Here is a 15,745-nt window from a genome sequence, read left to right as displayed (position 1 = left end):
ACCAGTCTAAAGGGAAAAACTGAAGGGAGCCTGTTATTGGCTTTGCGGGACCCAGTCTTCGGTGCCGTCGACGTCGTCTCCGGCCGTGTCGAAAAGATCCAGCGGTTCCTGCCCGAAGACGCCGGACGGGACGGCGTAGCCGAGGTGGGTCCAGGCCGGGGCCATCGCGATCCTGCCCCGCGGGGTGCGGCCCAGCAGCCCCTCGCGCACCAGGAAGGGTTCGGCTACCGTCTCCACGGTCTCCGTTTCTTCACCGACGGCGATGGCCAGGGTGGACAGGCCTACGGGCCCGCCGCCGAATTTGGTGATCAGTGCTTCGAGGACTGACCGGTCCAGGCGGTCCAGGCCCTTCTTGTCCACTTCATACATGTCCAGTGCTGCAGACGCCGCCCGCGCATCAATCTGTTCGATGCCATGCACCAAAGCCCAGTCCCGGACCCGCCGCAGCAGCCGGTTGGCGATACGGGGCGTGCCCCGGGAGCGTCCGGCGATCTCGCTGAATCCGGCGGAGTTGACCTTCAGGTCCAGCAGCCCGGCCGAGCGCCGCAGGACAAGCTCAAGCTCGGCAACAGAATAGAACTCCAGGTGCCCGGTGAAGCCGAACCGGTCGCGCAGCGGTCCCGGCAGCAAGCCGGCGCGGGTGGTTGCCCCGACGAGGGTGAACGGCGGGAGCTCAAGCGGGATGGCCGTGGCTCCGGCACCTTTGCCCACCACGATGTCCACGCGGAAGTCCTCCATGGCCATGTAGAGCATTTCTTCGGCCGGCCGGGACATGCGGTGGATTTCATCCAGAAACAGCACTTCACCCTCGGACAGGGAGGAGAGGATGGCCGCCAGGTCTCCGGCGTGCTGGATGGCGGGGCCGCTGCTGATCCTCAGCGGCGCGTTCATCTCGGATGCCACAATCATGGCCAGTGTTGTCTTGCCGAGCCCGGGAGGACCCGAGAACAGTACGTGGTCCGCGCTGCGGCCGCGCATCCGGGACGCCTGCAGCACCAGCGACAGCTGCTGCCGCACCCGGTGCTGGCCAACGAAGTCGTCGAGGTTCTTGGGGCGGAGGGCGGCTTCAATGGCGCGCTCTTCCGGCTCCTCCCCCGCGGCCACCAGGGATGGTTCAGCCACGGGTGCCTACACGGTTGCCGGCGCGTGCCCCGTCCTGGCCCAGCCACCGGAGCGTGGTCCGCAGGATCTCCGGCACATTCCCGCGGAAGGAGACCTCGGGATCGTCGGCCAGTGCCTTGTCGATGCTCGAGGAGGCGTCTTTCTCGGACCAGCCGAGGCTTGTCAGGGCGGCCACCACCTGGGGCTTCCAGGCGGACTCTGCGGCAGTGGGTGCACTCGCTGAACCGACGGTGCCGTGCGGCACGAGTTTTCCCGCCAACTCCAGGACAATCCGGCCGGCCACCTTGGGTCCAATGCCGGGCACTTTTGTGAAGGTTTTGTTGTCGCCGGTGTGTGCCGCCACCCGGATGGCCTCCGGATCGTGCACAGCAAGAACCGCCAGGGCCAGCCGGGGGCCAACTCCGCTGACACTGAGCAGGATGTCGAAAACTTCCCGCTCGTCGTCGGAGGCGAAGCCAAAGAGCGTCAGGGAATCCTCCCGCACAATCAGGGAGGTGAAAAGCTGCCCCTCCTCCCCCGTACGGAGCCTGCTGAGGGTCTGGGGTGTGGCGTTAACACTCATCCCCGCACCGTTGAGGTCGATCACGGCCGTGGACAGGCCTACGTGCGCTACGGTTCCGCGGAGGAAACTGATCAAGGCCGGGCTCCTGGTGTACCGCCGGGCTGCCACCTGGAAAAGGGCAGGACCGGCTATCCGAACATATCTACGAATACCCTAGCAAGCAGCCAGGACAATCAGCGGGCACGCCGCACCTTCGCCTCAGCTTCGGCCCACGCTCTCTGGGCCGGCGTCAGCGAAGAACTGCCGGGCCCCGTGGTGGCAACGGCAGCGCCGCTGCCTGCCCGCCATGCGTGGGTGATCGCCAACGCCAGGGCGTCTGCTGCATCGGCCGGGCGCGGCGGCGCCTCCAGCCTGAGGATCTTGGTGACGAGCTTGGTCACCGCATCCTTGTTGGAGGTGCCGCTGCCGGTCACCGCCGCTTTGACTTCCGACGGCGTGTGGAGCGCCACGGGGATTCCGCGGCGCGCTGCGGCGGCGATCACCACGCCGGACGCCTGGGCAACCCCCATGACCGTGCTGACGTTGAGCTGGGAAAAGACGCGTTCGACGGCGAGGACGTGGGGTTCGTAGCGGTCCAGCCATTCGTCGATGGCGAGGGCGATCACCAGGAGGCGCTGGTCCAGCGTTTCCTCGGGCGAGGTGCCCACCACACCAACGGCCACCATGGTGGCCCGCCTGTTGCGCTCGACGTCCACCACGCCAATGCCGCAACGGGTCAGTCCCGGGTCAACCCCGAGTACGCGCAGCGTCACGGCCGGCCGGTTCCAGCAGCAAGGCAGGGAACAACAGCAAGGCAGGGAACAGCAGGAGGCGAGGGTTCAGCAGGCACCGCCGGACGTCACTCGGATTCCAGGGCAGCCTGGACTTCGTCGCTGAGGTCGGCGTTGCTATAGACGTTCTGGACGTCGTCGAGGTCTTCCAGCGCGTCAACGAGCTTCATGAACTTCTTGGCTGCTTCGAGGTCCAGGGGAACTTCCATGGACGGGACGAATTCGGCCTCGTCCGTGTCGTACTCGATCCCTGCTTCCTTGAGCGCATCGCGGACAGCCTGGAGGTCCTTCGGATCCGAGTGGATCTCGAACGAATCGCCGTTGTCCTTGACTTCCTCGGCACCGGCGTCAAGGACAGCCATCAGGACGTCGTCCTCCGTGAGATCCTTCTTCGGCAGGGACACTACGCCCTTGCGGCTGAAAAGGTAGCTGACTGAACCGGGATCGGCGATGGTGCCGCCGTTGCGGGAGATGGCCAGGCGGACTTCCGAGGCTGCGCGGTTCTTATTGTCCGTCAGGCACTCGATGAGCAGCGCCGAACCCTGCGGGCCGCGGCATTCATACATGATCTCGGTGTAGTCCACCACTTCACCGGTCAGGCCCGCGCCGCGCTTGATCGCACGGTCGATGTTGTCAGCCGGAACGGAAGTTTTCTTGGCCTTGGTGACAGCGAGCTCGAGGCCCGGGTTGCCAGAGAGGTCGGGGCCACCCATGCGGGCAGCGACTTCGATGTTCTTGATCAGTTTGGCGAACGATTTTGCACGGCGGCTATCGAGGATGGCCTTCTTGTGCTTGGTCGTCGCCCATTTGGAGTGGCCTGACATGCTTTACGCTTCTCCTCTGATCATGCGGATAAAAAGTTCGTGTACGCGTTTCTCCCCAGTCACTTCCGGGTGGAAGGAGGTGGCCAGCAGGTGGCCGGAACGCACTGCAACAATTCTAGCTGCCCCCGGCAGCGGAACCGCGTGGGACGCGTGCTCCGGATCCGCCGGTTCCACCTGGGCCAGGATCTCAACATCCGGTCCCACCCGCTCCACCCAGGGTCCGCGGATAAAGACGGCGTGAACAGGGGGAACGCCGGATTCCGTGGCGCTGAAGTCCAGGCCCTTGAAGTCCAGGTCCGTCTCGAATGACTCGCGCTGCCGGCCGAAGGCGTTGCGGCGCACGGTGATGTCCAGTCCGCCGAACGTCTGCTGGGGAGCCCCGGAAAGGTCGGTGGCAGGATCAGCGACGTCAGAGGCCAACAGGATCATTCCGGCGCAGGAACCGTAAACCGGCAGCCCCCCGGCGATGCGCTCCTTGAGCGGCCCGGCCAGGTCGAAGGCGCGTGCGAGCTTATCGATGGCGGTGGATTCGCCGCCGGGAATGACAAGGCCGTCCAGGCCGTCCAGTTCCTGCGGGCGGCGGATGCCCAGACCCACGGCGCCGGTTTCTTCGACCGCCCGGAGGTGCTCGCGGAAGTCACCCTGGAGCGCCAGCACGCCGATCCGGAGTCCGGAACCTACGCGCGCCGAAGCAGCTGAAAGGGAATTTGTCATCCATCCAGCATACGGCGCCATCGCTTTCCGCCCGGCCGCAGGGCCGTCCCGGGCGGCAGCTGTATACCGCTGCTGGGATATATTCGAAGTATGTTCTCCTTCAGCGTTCCGCTCGGCAAGCTGGTCCGTCGCGCCTCCCGGCTGCGGGGCGGCGGGTCTGCCTTCCCGGGGCTGGTGGTCGAAAAAATCGATCCCGGCTTCATGCGGCGGACACTCACCACCCTCCCCCACGGCGTGGCCGTCGTCAGCGGCACCAACGGCAAAACAACCACCACAAAAATGGTGGTGGAGCTGCTGGAGAGCCAGGGGCTGAAGGTTTTCACCAATCGCACCGGCAGCAATTTCACCCGCGGCGTGGCCGCTGCCCTGCTCGGCGAGGTGGACTGGCGGGGCCGGCTCGACGCCGACGTCGCGGTTTTGGAACTGGACGAGGCCCACGCCGTTCACTTCGTCAACAGCGTGCCTCCGCGCTACTGCCTCCTCCTGAACGTCCTCCGCGACCAGCTGGACCGGTTCGGCGAGATCGACAAAACAGCCCAGCTGCTTCAGCACATCGCAGCGAAAACCACGGGGACAGTGGTACTGAACCGCGAGGATCCACGCGTTGCCCGGATCGCCGAAACGCTGACCGGGCAGGAGGTCAAGTACTTCGGCCTGGACGATTCGCTGCTGGGAACTTTCCCCAACGACGACGACATGCGCGCCGCCCCCGGGAGCCCCGCCCCGGCGGGACTTCCGGAGAAGCCCGCTGCCGACGTCGTACTCCGCAAGGTGGGCGCGGACAGCGCTGTATTCGAGTACGACGGCGGCACGGTCACCACCGGGATGAAGCTGCGCGGTGTGTACAACATCTTTAATGCGGCGGCGGCGCTGACGCTTGCGCGCAGCATTTGCGGCGGGGGTGCTGCCGCCGCGGACCACGCCACCCTGCTGGAGGCACTCTCCCGGGTTCAACCTGCGTTTGGCCGTGGCGAGAGCCTCACCGTGGGCGGGCAGCCGCTGGACCTCGTCCTGGTGAAGAACCCCAGCGGCTTCCGGCTGGGATTGAAGTCCTTCCCCGCCGGTGGCTACGCTACGATGATCGCCATCAACGACAACTACGCGGACGGCCGCGACATGTCCTGGCTGTGGGACGTGGAATTCGACTCGCTGCGCGAGGGCGGAGTGGACCAGCTCACCGGATCACGTGCCTACGACATGGCGTTGCGCCTGCAGTACGACGACGTCCGCATCGGCGGGGTGGAGACCGAGATCGCGCCGGCCCTTGCCGCCTTCATCAGGGAGGCCCAGGGCAAGCCCAAGCGCATTTTTTGCACCTACACCGCCATGCTGGCGATCCGCCGCGAGCTGTCCAAAATCACCACCGTGGAGGTCGTCTCTTGAGCCAGGCAGGCGCGGATTCCCCGCGGGAAAGCAAAGGCACCCTGCGGGTGGTGCAGCTGTATCCGCGGGACATGAATATTTACGGCGACTGGGGCAACGCCCTGGTCATGCAGCAGCGGCTCCACTGGCACGGCTACACCCCGGAACTGCTCGAATACAACGTGGGCGATCCGTTCCCCGCTGATGTGGACATCATTGTGGGTGGCGGCGGCCAGGACAGCGGACAGCTGGTCATCCAGGACGACTTGCAGTCGCGTGCGGCAACCCTGAAGGACCTCGCCGAGGACGGCGCCCCGATGCTGGTGATCTGCGGGCTCTACCAGCTTTTCGGACACTTCTTCAAGACGCGCACCGGAGCGGTCATCCCCGGGATCGGCGTCCTGGACGTGGAAACCCACGGAACCGACGAACGCCTCATCGGCAACGTCAAGGTGGCCACGCCCGAGTTCGGCGAAGTCCTTGGCTACGAGAACCACAGCGGCCAGACCACGCTCGGCAGCGGCGTGCGGCCCCTTGGCACCGTCCCGAAGGGCACCGGAAACAACAGCAGCGACGGCCATGAAGGCGCCCGCTACCGCAATATCGTGGCGAGCTACCTGCACGGATCGCTGCTGCCGAAGAACCCGGCAATTGCGGATTTCCTGATCAGCAAGGCTGCTGAGCGGAAGTTCGGGACCTTCGAGCCCGGCCACCCGGACGATCGTTTCGCCGAGCTGGCCAGGGAGCATGCGGCGCGCCGTCCGCGCTGAGGCCGCTGCGTGTGCTGACACCACTGACTCCGCCGGAGTCCGACGGCGGCACTTGCCTTGCCGCAGAAGGCTTACGGTTCGCGGGTGATCAGGAGTTCATGGGCGCCGGCCGCTGCCGCTCCGCGGGATTCCACCACCTCACTCGTGCGCTGCCTCGTGGCGGCATCCGCTTCCGCGCCGGCGCACGGCCCAAGCGGCGCGTCGGCAGCTACCGAACACCAGCGGTAGGGATCGCGGACAATGACCGATGGTGCCCAGGCGAGGTCGGTGGCTGACCATTTACCGGTCTGGTCCTGGCCAAACTGCACCCTGACCAGCAGGCCCTCATTGTTGACCACGTACCAGGGTGACAGTTCGGTGACGCCATTGCCGAGGCCGTACACAATCCAGGTTCCTTTGTAGTTTTCGATGGGCAGCACGGAGTGGGTGTGGTGCCCATAGATCAGGTTGAACTGCCCGCTGTCCACCAAGGCGTGCGCAACCTCCTGCTGCTGTGTGTTCGGTTCGCTGGTGTACTCCTCTCCGGCATGCATCGCGCCCAGGACGATGTCCGCCCCGAGCTCCCGGGCCTTCACGGCCTTGGCGATCATGGCCGGGGCGTCCAGCATGTCCACCTGCCAGGGGTAGTCCGGGACCAGTCCGTTGAGCCCGTAAGCGGCCTCGATGATTGCCACTTTCGCGGCGGGCGTCTGCATGATGAGGATCCGCTGGGACTCACTTTCCGTCCGGTAGGAACCTGTGTGTTTCAGGCCGGCAGCATCCAGGGCATCAAGGGTGCGCAACAGTCCATCCGTGCCACGGTCGATGGTGTGATTGCTGCCGGTGGTGCATGCCTGGTAACCCACATTCCTGGAGGCGGCGATGATCTGCGGTGGAACGTTGAATGACGGATACCCTGAGAACGGACCCTCGGGACCGGCCACCGGTGTTTCCTGGTGGCAGACGGCAAGGTCGCTGTTGTTGATGTACCGGCGCTGTCCTTCGAGCAGTGGCACAAAATCGTAGCCCGGCTTGCCCCCAGCGGCCGCATCCTGCTGCGCCTGCTGCCAGAGCTGGTTGTGGACCAGCATGTCACCGGTGACCAGAACCGAAGTGCACCGCAGCACTGGGCAGCCCGGCCCCTTGCCGGCTGTGGGCGTCGGCGTGGGGCTGGGAGCCGGAGCTGACGTGTCTGCACCCGGGACTGGCGAACCGGAGACTTGGGAACTGGAAACAGCAGGCCGGGGGGTCTGCCCGTTCTGCTCAGCCACCAGGCCGCAGCCGGCAAGTGCAGCAACCGCGAACAATGCGCAGACGGTGGCGCCGGCGCGCGCGGCGGCACCGCCCCAACTAATCCCCATAGCCGTCATTGTAGGTACTGTCGCCGGCCGCCACGGGCATTTGCGGGTCGTTGAGAAGGCGTGGCCCATGTGGAAGATTTGCGTCATGACAAACCCCCTCCTTCGTCCCAGCCCGCTTCCGTTCGGCCTGCCTCCCTTCCCGGAAATCCAGGCTTCCCACTACGCGGAGGCCGCGGAGGCTGGATTCGGGGAGCACCTGACCGAAATCCAGGTCATTGCGGAGAACCCTGTTCCCGCCACCTTTGAGAACACGGCCGTGGCCATGGAACGTTCCGGGCAGTTGCTGCAGAGGACCGCCGCGGCGTTCTTCACACTCGTGTCCGCGGACGCATCGGATGCAATCCGGGATCTTGAAACGGAACTGTCCCCGCGCTTTTCGGCCCACCAGGACGAGGTTTTCCTGAACCGGGCGCTTTACGAGCGCTTTGCAGCCATCGATATCTCGGGCCTTGATGACGAGTCCGAACGCCTGGTGGAGGAGTATCTGAAGGAGTTCCGGCAGTCCGGTATCCAGCTGGACGGGCCGGGGCAGGAGCGGCTCAGGGAACTCAATGCGGAGCTCTCCCGGTTGGGCACCGAGTTCGGCCAGCGGGTCAAGGAAGGGATGAAGTCGGCAGCCCTCCTGCTTGATGATGCCGAGGACCTGACAGGTATGCCTGCGGAGGACGTGGACCGGGCTGCGGAGGCTGCCCGGGCCGCGGGGCACGACGGGAAGTTCCTCCTGACGCTGATCCAGCCCACCAACCAGCCCGCCCTCGCCGTCCTCGAGAACCGGGACATCCGCCGTCGGCTCTTTGAGGCCTCGGCGGCCCGCGGCAGCAGCGGCGGAAACCTGGACGTCCTGAAGGCCGCCAGGTCCATGGCGGGCCTGCGCGCGGAGAAGGCCGCCCTGCTGGGCTTCGCCAACTACGCCGAACTGGTGGTTGACCGCCAAACCGCACCCGATTTCGAGTCGGTCCAGTCGATGCTGAACCGCATGGCGCCGGCCGCCATGCGCAACGCCGACCGCGAGGCTGCAGCACTTGCGGAGGCAGCCGGCCACCCCCTGGAGGCCTGGGACTGGGCCTATTACTCCGCGAAGGTACGGCGGGAAAAATACGAAGTGGACGAGCAGGCCCTCCGCCCGTATTTCGAGCTGGACCGGGTCCTCACTGATGGGGTCTTCTTCGCCGCAACATCCCTTTACGGCATCACCTTCCACGAGCGGACGGACCTGGCCGGCTACCACCCGGATGTCCGCGTCTGGGAGGTGCGGAACGAGGACGGCAGTGCCCTAGGCCTGTTCCTGGGTGACTACTACTCGCGTGAGTCCAAGCGCGGAGGTGCCTGGATGAATTCGCTGATGGAACAGTCGGAACTGCTGGGGACCGCACCCGTGGTCATCAACAACCTGAACATCTCCAAGCCCCCGGCCGGCGAACCCACGCTGCTGACCCTCGACGAACTGCGGACCACCTTCCACGAGTTCGGCCATGCCCTGCACGGGCTGTTCTCCAGCGTCACCTATCCGAGGTTCTCCGGCACAGCTGTTCCCCGCGACTTCGTGGAGTACCCGTCCCAGGTCAACGAAATGTGGATCCTGTGGCCGGAGGTGCTTGCCAACTACGCGAAGCACCACAAAACCGGGCAGCCTCTCCCCCAGGACATCGTGAACAAACTCAACGAATCGCGGCTGTGGGGTGAGGGCTTCGCCACCACCGAGTACCTGGGAGCGGCCCTGCTGGACCTGGCCTGGCATGTCCTGGGAGCCGGCGAGGTACCTGAGGACGCCGTGGCCTTCGAGGACAAAGCCCTCGCCGCGGCCGGCATCGCCCACGCCCTGATACCGCCGCGTTACCGTACGGGATACTTCCAGCACATCTTCGCCGGGGCAGGCTACGCGGCGGGCTACTACTCCTACATCTGGAGCGAGGTGCTGGACGCGGAAACGGTGGACTGGTTCACCGAGAACGGCGGCATGACCCGGGCCAACGGAGAACGTTTCCGGCAGGAGCTCCTGTCCCGCGGAAACAGCCGGGATCCCCTGGAGTCCTTCCGAACCCTCCGCGGCCGCGAAGCCAAACTAGAGCCCCTGTTAAAGCGTCGAGGCCTGGAGTAGGGTGCGGCTTCCCGTACTACCCAGTTGGGTTTAAACGAACGACGGCGGCGAGTCACCAGCAATAGGTGGCGAATTCAGGGGGTCGTTGCAACACCGTTGGTGTTAGTGAGTCACCAGTAGATCACGCAGACGCTCGGCTGGGGTATCCCAGCCGAGCGTTTTGCGTGGTCGGGCGTTAAGCTCTTGGGCGACGTGTTCAAGGTCCTCGGGCCCGTAGACGGACAGGTCGGTGCCCTTGGGAAAGTATTGGCGCAGCAACCCGTTGGTGTTCTCGTTGGTACCGCGTTGCCAAGGGCTGGCGGGGTCGCAGAAGTAGACGGCCATGTCCGTGGACATGCTGAAGGACTTGTGGGCGGCCATTTCCGCGCCTTGGTCCCAGGTCAGGGAGCCGCGGAGGTGGGCTGGCAAGGAACTCATGGTCTTCACGAGGCCGTTTCCAACCGTTTCGGCGGTGTGGTTCCCGGGCAGGTGGACGAGCATGACGTAGCGGGTGGTGCGCTCCACCAGGGTCGCGATTGCGGATTGGTTGTATGCGCCGGTGATGAGGTCGCCCTCCCAGTGCCCGGGCACGGCGCGGTCCTCGATTTCGGGTGGGCGTTCGGAGATGTTGACCATAGGGTCCGCGAACCGGGAGATGCGTTGCTCGCCGGTGTTGTGGGCCTTGCGGCGGGTCCGGCCGGTGCGCAGGGCGGCCTGGATCTCACGTCGTAACCCGCCGCGGGCCTGGACGTAGAGTCCCTGGTAAATCGTCTCCGAACTCACGCGCATATGCGGATCATTGGGGAATTCCTTGATGAGTGCATGGCTGATTTGTTCCGGAGACCAGCGTATGCGCAGCTTCTCTTCCACGTAAGCGCGCAGGCGCCCTTCGGCTGCCAGTTTGCTCTCCTTGGGCCGAGGACGGCGGGACGCAGCGGACCTCTGGGCGGCGTAAGGCTGATAACCGGCGCCCGGGCTGCTGTTGCGACCGATCTCACGGCTGATGCTCGAGGCGGAGCGGCCCAGCTTGATCCCTATCACGCGGAGAGAATCGCCGGCGGCCAGCAGATCCCGGATGCTTTCGCGTTCTTGCAGCGAGAGATACCGCGGGTCGATGGCCTTCTCCAGGGTAGCCAAACCCGGGCGCACTGGTCCCATACGTCCCGACGGCGTCTCGAAGGTAGTCACTCCTTGTTTGTAATCCACGACCCGCCCGTCCGGGTAAATGCGTCCGCTGCCGGTCTTGCGCACGCCCGCGTCCCACTCGCCTGCGGTCGTGGGGTGGATGCCCAGGACGCGAGCTGCTTCGCGGCGGGAATGCCCTGCCTCGCGCAGTTGGCGGAAGTCCTCTCGACTGGGCTGGTCTGCCCGTTTACGGGCCAGCCCTGCGTTCCTGATCCACTTGTAGCAGGTGTTCCTGTTCAGCCCGAGCTGCGCGGCGGCATCGGAGGCGTTTCCAAGCCGGCCAAACAGAGCAAAGAAAGCGTCCTTCTCCTCCTGGGAGGCCTCCTGCTTCCGGAACCGTACACCAGCCGCCCGGGTCCACTGATAGCAGGCCATCCTGCCCAGCCCGAGTTCAGCGGCCACTGACGTGACGGTCCCACCCCGGGCAAGCACCTCGAAGAAGCGGTCCTTCTCACCCTGCGTGTATTTCCTACGCGGTTTCCCTGTTAAAGCTGGCACGGTCGTTGCAACTCCCAAAAAATATCGGGGTGTTGCAACGACCGCTAGAACTCAAGGGTGACCCGCCGCCGTCGTACATCACGAGCGCAAGGCGAGGGGCGGAGTTATCCGGCAGCGCGCGTAAAGGGGGCCCCGCGCCGCAAGCAGCTACTCAGCTGCACACAACGCGCGGGGAATAGCGCGCCGAGGATAACGCCGCCCCTCACCCCCAGAGAGCGAGTTACCAGCCGCGCTCGGCCAGGCGGTGCGGCTGGGGGATCTCGTCGACGTTGATGCCCACCATGGCTTCGCCCAGCCCGCGGGAGGCCTTGGCGATGACGTCGGGGTCATCGAAGAAGGTGGTGGCCTTCACGACGGCGGCGGCGCGCTGGGCGGGGTTGCCGGACTTGAAGATGCCGGAGCCGACGAAGACGCCGTCAGCGCCGAGCTGCATCATCATGGCGGCGTCTGCCGGGGTGGCAATGCCGCCCGCGGTGAACAGCACCACGGGAAGCTTGCCGGCAGCGGCGACTTCCTTGACCAGTTCGTACGGGGCCTGCAGTTCCTTGGCGGCGACGTACAGCTCGTCCTGGGGCAGGGCAGCGAGCTTGGCGATCTCGGAGCGGATCTGGCGCATGTGGCCGGTGGCGTTCGAGACGTCGCCGGTGCCGGCCTCGCCCTTGGAACGGATCATCGCAGCGCCCTCGTTGATGCGGCGCAGCGCCTCACCGAGGTTGGTGGCACCGCAGACGAACGGAACCTTGAAGTTCCACTTGTCGATGTGGTTGACGTAGTCGGCCGGGGTGAGGACCTCGGACTCGTCAATGTAGTCCACGCCCAGTGACTGCAGGATCTGGGCCTCGACGAAGTGGCCGATGCGGGCCTTGGCCATCACGGGAATGGACACGGCGTCGATGATCTGGTCGATCATGTCCGGATCGGACATCCGGGACACGCCGCCCTGGGCGCGGATATCGGCCGGAACTCGTTCCAGCGCCATCACAGCGACAGCACCGGCGTCTTCGGCGATGCGGGCCTGTTCGACGTTGACGACGTCCATGATGACGCCGCCCTTGAGCATCTCAGCCATGCCCCGCTTCACGCGGCTGCTGCCCGTGACGCTGTTCGCGGACGAACCGGCCTCGTTGCTTACATCAGGTGTAGACACAAAAACCCCTATGGGTAGATAGATGACCTTCGCCGGGCGTGCAGGGCGGCACGGAGATGCCACGTTTACACACACCGGGTTGCCGGATCCATTGACCGGGCAGTCCTAATACTAGTCTCACCGCGGCCGGGCGGCTTAATTCGTCTTAATCAGCCGGCGAGGGTTCCGCAAGCGCCTGGCGGCGTACGGAAATTACGCGCTGAACCACTGTGATGAAGCTGGCGAGGGCGAGCAGCGCGAGCGTCACCAGCAACACCACGCCGGGAAGCCCCAGGCCGGTAAATCCGGTGACCACCAGGACCGAGACCAGGCGTTCGGCCCGTTCGGCGATGCCCACGTTGGCGGTGAAGCCCAGTGATTCAGCTTTGGCCCTGGCGTAGGAAACCACCATGCCCAGGACGAGGCAGACGGTGGCTGCCATCGCGATGGGGACGTTGGCCCCGCCGGTGAAGAACCACACGGCGAGCCCGGCGAACAGGGCGCCGTCGGCGATCCGGTCCAGGGTGGAGTCGAGGAAGTTGCCCCACCGGCCGCCCACCGCCTGCATCCTGGCCATGATGCCATCGAGGACATCGGAGAAGATGAAGGCGGTGATGAACAGTGTTCCCCACCAGAGCTGACCGAGGGGGTAGAAGACGAGGGCTCCCACCACCACCCCGGCCGTGCCGATGATGGTGACAGCGTCGGGTGAAACGCCCATTCGGAGAAGCCAACGGGCAACCGGGGTGAACAGTGCGGTGAAGAACCCGCGCGCGTGCTTATTCAGCATCCGTCTCCCCGGGCCAGGCGTCGGCGACCTGCTGGCGGACCTCGTCAAGGGTCTGCGTGATCGCCTTGGTCTGGGCGATGATCGGGAAGAAGTTCCCGTCGCCGCCCCACCGGGGAACGATGTGCTGGTGAAGGTGTGCGGCGATGCCGGCCCCGCCCACCACACCCTGGTTCATGCCCAGGTTGAAACCACCTGGATTGGAGACTTTCCGCAGGACCCGCATGGCGGTCTGGGTGAGCTCGGCGAACTCCGCCGTCTCCTCCACCGTCAGGTCGGTGTAGTCCGGGATGTGGCGGTAGGGGCACACCAAAAGATGCCCGGGGTTGTACGGAAAGAGGTTCAGCACCACGTAGCAGGTCCTGCCCCGGTGAACGATGAGTGCGTCCTCGTCAGTACGTGCGGGGCCAACGCAGAAGGGGCAATCGTTTTCGTTCTTGAACTGGTGCTGGCCGCCCTTGATGTAGGCCATCCTGTGCGGAGTCCACAGGCGCTGGAAAGCGTCCGGGACACCGGCGAGGTCAAAGTCGTCGGTGACGCCGGCATCCCCTGGATATCCTGCGCCTGTGTTCTCCTGCACCATAATGTTCCGTATCCGCTAGCTGGTCCGGTTACGGACGGCTTCCGTGATCCGCTTGACTGCCTCTTCAACGGGCACGCCGTTGTCCTGGCTTCCGTCGCGGAAGCGGAATGAGACAGCACCCGCTTCGGCATCGTCACCGCCGGCAATCAGCACAAACGGGATCTTGTCCTTGCTGGCGGTGCGGATCTTCTTGGGGAACCGGTCCGAGGACGTATCCACCTCGGCACGGATGCCTGCGGCCTTAAGCTGGTCGACGACGTCGAACATGTACTCGTTGAATGTCTCCGCCACGGGGATGCCCACCACCTGGACAGGTGCGAGCCACGCCGGGAAGGCTCCCGCGTAGTGCTCGGTGAGCACACCCATGAACCGCTCCACCGATCCGAACAGTGCACGGTGGATCATGACCGGACGCTGGCGGGTGCCGTCGGCGGCCTGGAATTCCAGTTCGAAGCGCTCGGGCAGGTTGAAGTCCAGCTGGATCGTGGACATCTGCCACGTGCGGCCCAGCGCGTCCTTCGCCTGGACGGAGATCTTGGGACCGTAGAAGGCTGCTCCACCCGGATCCGGCACGAGTTCCAGCCCGGATTCCTGCGCCACCTCCGCGAGGGTCCTGGTGGCTTCATCCCAGGCGGCGTCGTCACCGACGTATTTTTCCGGGTCCTTAGTGGACAGTTCCAGGTAGAAATCGTTGAGCCCGTAGTCCTTGAGCAGGTCCAGGACGAAGTTCAGGGTCTTGGTGAGTTCGTCCTTCATCTGCTCACGGGTGCAGTAGATGTGGGCGTCGTCCTGTGTCATGCCGCGCACACGGGTGAGGCCGTGCACCACACCGGACTTCTCGTACCGGTAAACCGACCCGAATTCGAACAGGCGCAGCGGCAGCTCGCGGTATGAGCGCCCGCGGGACCGGAAGATGAGGTTGTGCATGGGGCAGTTCATCGGCTTCAGGTAGTAATCCTGGCCGGGCTTGCGCACGGTGCCGTCCTCGTTGAGCTCGGCATCGACGTGCATGGCCGGGAACATGCCGTCCTTGTACCAGTCAAGGTGGCCGGACACTTCGTAGAGGTGGCCCTTGGTGATGTGCGGCGTGTAGACGAACTCGTAGCCCGCCTCAACGTGGCGCTGCCTGGAGTAGTCCTCCATCTCCTTGCGGATAATGCCGCCCTTGGGATGGAATACAGGAAGGCCTGAGCCCAGTTCGTCCGGGAAGGAGAACAGGTCCAGTTCGGAGCCGAGCTTGCGGTGGTCGCGGCGTTCAGCCTCGGCGATACGTTCCTGGTACGCCTTGAGGGCGTCCTTGGTGGGCCAGGCCGTGCCGTAGATCCGCTGCAGCTGCTGGTTCTTCTGGTTTCCCAGCCAGTAGGCCGAGGACGAGCGGGTGAGCGCGAAGGCGTTGGAGATCATCTTGGTGTTGGGCAGGTGCGGGCCGCGGCAGAGATCGCACCAGACAGTGGTCCCTTCCTTGCGCTCAACGTTGTCGTAGATGGTGATATCGCCGGCGCCGACCTCAACGCTGACGCCCTCGCCTGCTTCGGCGGCATCGTTTTTCTTGCCCAGGAGTTCAAGCTTGTAGGGCTCGTTCTTCATCGCTTCGCGGGCCTCGTCCTCGGAGACGACGCGGCGGACGAACTTCTGGTTCTGGTTGACGATCTTGAGCATCATCTTTTCGAGGGTTTTGAGGTCCTCGGGAGTGAAGGGCTCGGCCACGTCAAAGTCGAAGTAGAAGCCGTCAGTGATATACGGGCCGATGCCCAGCTTGGCGTCAGGGCGCAGCTGCTGGACAGCCTGGGCCATCACGTGGGCCGTGGAGTGGCGGAGCACGTTCAGCCCGTCCGGTGAATCGATGGTGACACCCTCAACCTCGGCGCCTTCCGGCAGCTGCTGGTCCAGGTCCTTCAGCTCGCCATTGACGCGGGCTACAACAACATCACGGCGCTCAAAGAAGAGTTCCGCACCGGTTGTCCCGGTAGTCACCTTGGTCTCTTCGCCATCGACGAGAAGGGTGATCTGCTGGGCATCTGACAC

The 15,745-nt window shown here is 65.0% G+C and carries 14 protein-coding genes; 3 read left to right on the top strand and 11 right to left on the bottom strand.

The window, feature by feature from the left end:
• Positions 1 to 33: 33 nt before the first annotated feature.
• From ruvB to pdxT, 5 genes are all read right to left on the bottom strand, one after another.
• Positions 34 to 1,122, bottom strand: coding sequence for a Holliday junction branch migration DNA helicase RuvB (gene ruvB / locus QF047_RS08605; protein WP_307275651.1), 1,089 nt, complete (start codon positions 1,120 to 1,122; stop codon positions 34 to 36).
• The gene (ruvA, locus tag QF047_RS08600; protein ID WP_307275648.1) at positions 1,115 to 1,759 is read right to left on the bottom strand and encodes a Holliday junction branch migration protein RuvA; all 645 of its coding nucleotides are present in this window, start codon (positions 1,757 to 1,759) and stop codon (positions 1,115 to 1,117) included. The genes ruvB and ruvA overlap by 8 nt, the downstream gene beginning before the upstream one ends.
• Before the next feature lie 98 nt (positions 1,760 to 1,857).
• Positions 1,858 to 2,436 (bottom strand): crossover junction endodeoxyribonuclease RuvC, encoded by a 579-nt coding sequence (gene ruvC / locus QF047_RS08595; RefSeq protein ID WP_306633821.1) that lies wholly within the window; start codon positions 2,434 to 2,436, stop codon positions 1,858 to 1,860.
• An 86-nt stretch (positions 2,437 to 2,522) separates the two neighbouring features.
• Entirely contained in the window at positions 2,523 to 3,278 is a 756-nt protein-coding gene (locus QF047_RS08590; RefSeq protein WP_306633822.1) for a YebC/PmpR family DNA-binding transcriptional regulator, read from the bottom strand.
• A gap of 3 nt (positions 3,279 to 3,281) precedes the next feature.
• Complete coding sequence (pdxT, locus tag QF047_RS08585) at positions 3,282 to 3,992, bottom strand: pyridoxal 5'-phosphate synthase glutaminase subunit PdxT (RefSeq protein WP_306633824.1); 711 nt, start codon at positions 3,990 to 3,992, stop codon at positions 3,282 to 3,284.
• Positions 3,993 to 4,082: 90 nt separating this feature from the next.
• Here pdxT and QF047_RS08580 point away from each other — a divergent pair, with 90 nt between their 5' ends.
• Together QF047_RS08580 and QF047_RS08575 are read left to right on the top strand one after the other, a co-directional pair.
• Entirely contained in the window at positions 4,083 to 5,375 is a 1,293-nt protein-coding gene (locus tag QF047_RS08580; protein WP_307275640.1) for a Mur ligase family protein, read from the top strand.
• Positions 5,372 to 6,124: a type 1 glutamine amidotransferase gene (locus QF047_RS08575; RefSeq protein WP_307275639.1), complete on the top strand. Its 753-nt coding sequence runs from the start codon at positions 5,372 to 5,374 to the stop codon at positions 6,122 to 6,124. The genes QF047_RS08580 and QF047_RS08575 overlap by 4 nt, the downstream gene beginning before the upstream one ends.
• Positions 6,125 to 6,195: 71 nt before the next feature.
• On the opposite strand, the gene QF047_RS08570 is transcribed toward QF047_RS08575, so the two are convergent.
• Positions 6,196 to 7,464: a CapA family protein gene (locus QF047_RS08570; RefSeq protein ID WP_307275638.1), complete on the bottom strand. Its 1,269-nt coding sequence runs from the start codon at positions 7,462 to 7,464 to the stop codon at positions 6,196 to 6,198.
• A gap of 85 nt (positions 7,465 to 7,549) precedes the next feature.
• Between QF047_RS08570 and QF047_RS08565 the strand changes: the two genes are divergently transcribed.
• Positions 7,550 to 9,562 (top strand): M3 family metallopeptidase, encoded by a 2,013-nt coding sequence (locus QF047_RS08565; protein ID WP_307275636.1) that lies wholly within the window; start codon positions 7,550 to 7,552, stop codon positions 9,560 to 9,562.
• A 102-nt stretch (positions 9,563 to 9,664) separates the two neighbouring features.
• Here QF047_RS08565 and QF047_RS08560 read toward each other — a convergent pair whose 3' ends face one another.
• The 5 genes from QF047_RS08560 to thrS all read right to left on the bottom strand — a co-directional run bounded on the left by QF047_RS08560 (position 9,665) and on the right by thrS (position 15,745).
• Positions 9,665 to 10,729, bottom strand: coding sequence for an IS30 family transposase (locus QF047_RS08560; protein WP_373427790.1), 1,065 nt, complete (start codon positions 10,727 to 10,729; stop codon positions 9,665 to 9,667).
• A 715-nt stretch (positions 10,730 to 11,444) separates the two neighbouring features.
• On the bottom strand, positions 11,445 to 12,371 hold the full coding sequence (pdxS, locus tag QF047_RS08555; RefSeq protein WP_306633834.1) for a pyridoxal 5'-phosphate synthase lyase subunit PdxS: 927 nt from the start codon (positions 12,369 to 12,371) through the stop codon (positions 11,445 to 11,447).
• A 145-nt stretch (positions 12,372 to 12,516) separates the two neighbouring features.
• Positions 12,517 to 13,140: a phosphatidylinositol phosphate synthase gene (gene pgsA, locus QF047_RS08550; RefSeq protein WP_306633836.1), complete on the bottom strand. Its 624-nt coding sequence runs from the start codon at positions 13,138 to 13,140 to the stop codon at positions 12,517 to 12,519.
• A complete protein-coding gene (locus QF047_RS08545; protein ID WP_306633838.1) occupies positions 13,130 to 13,717 on the bottom strand; it encodes an HIT domain-containing protein in 588 nt (195 codons plus the stop codon). Before QF047_RS08545 ends, pgsA begins: the two co-directional genes overlap by 11 nt.
• An 18-nt stretch (positions 13,718 to 13,735) precedes the next feature.
• Complete coding sequence (gene thrS, locus QF047_RS08540) at positions 13,736 to 15,745, bottom strand: threonine--tRNA ligase (RefSeq protein ID WP_307275631.1); 2,010 nt, start codon at positions 15,743 to 15,745, stop codon at positions 13,736 to 13,738.

It is taken from the genome of Arthrobacter sp. W4I7, from assembly GCF_030816215.1.
In the GTDB taxonomy this organism is placed as follows: Bacteria; Actinomycetota; Actinomycetes; order Actinomycetales; family Micrococcaceae; genus Arthrobacter; species Arthrobacter siccitolerans_A.
This window is presented reverse-complemented; position numbering and strand designations above follow the sequence as displayed.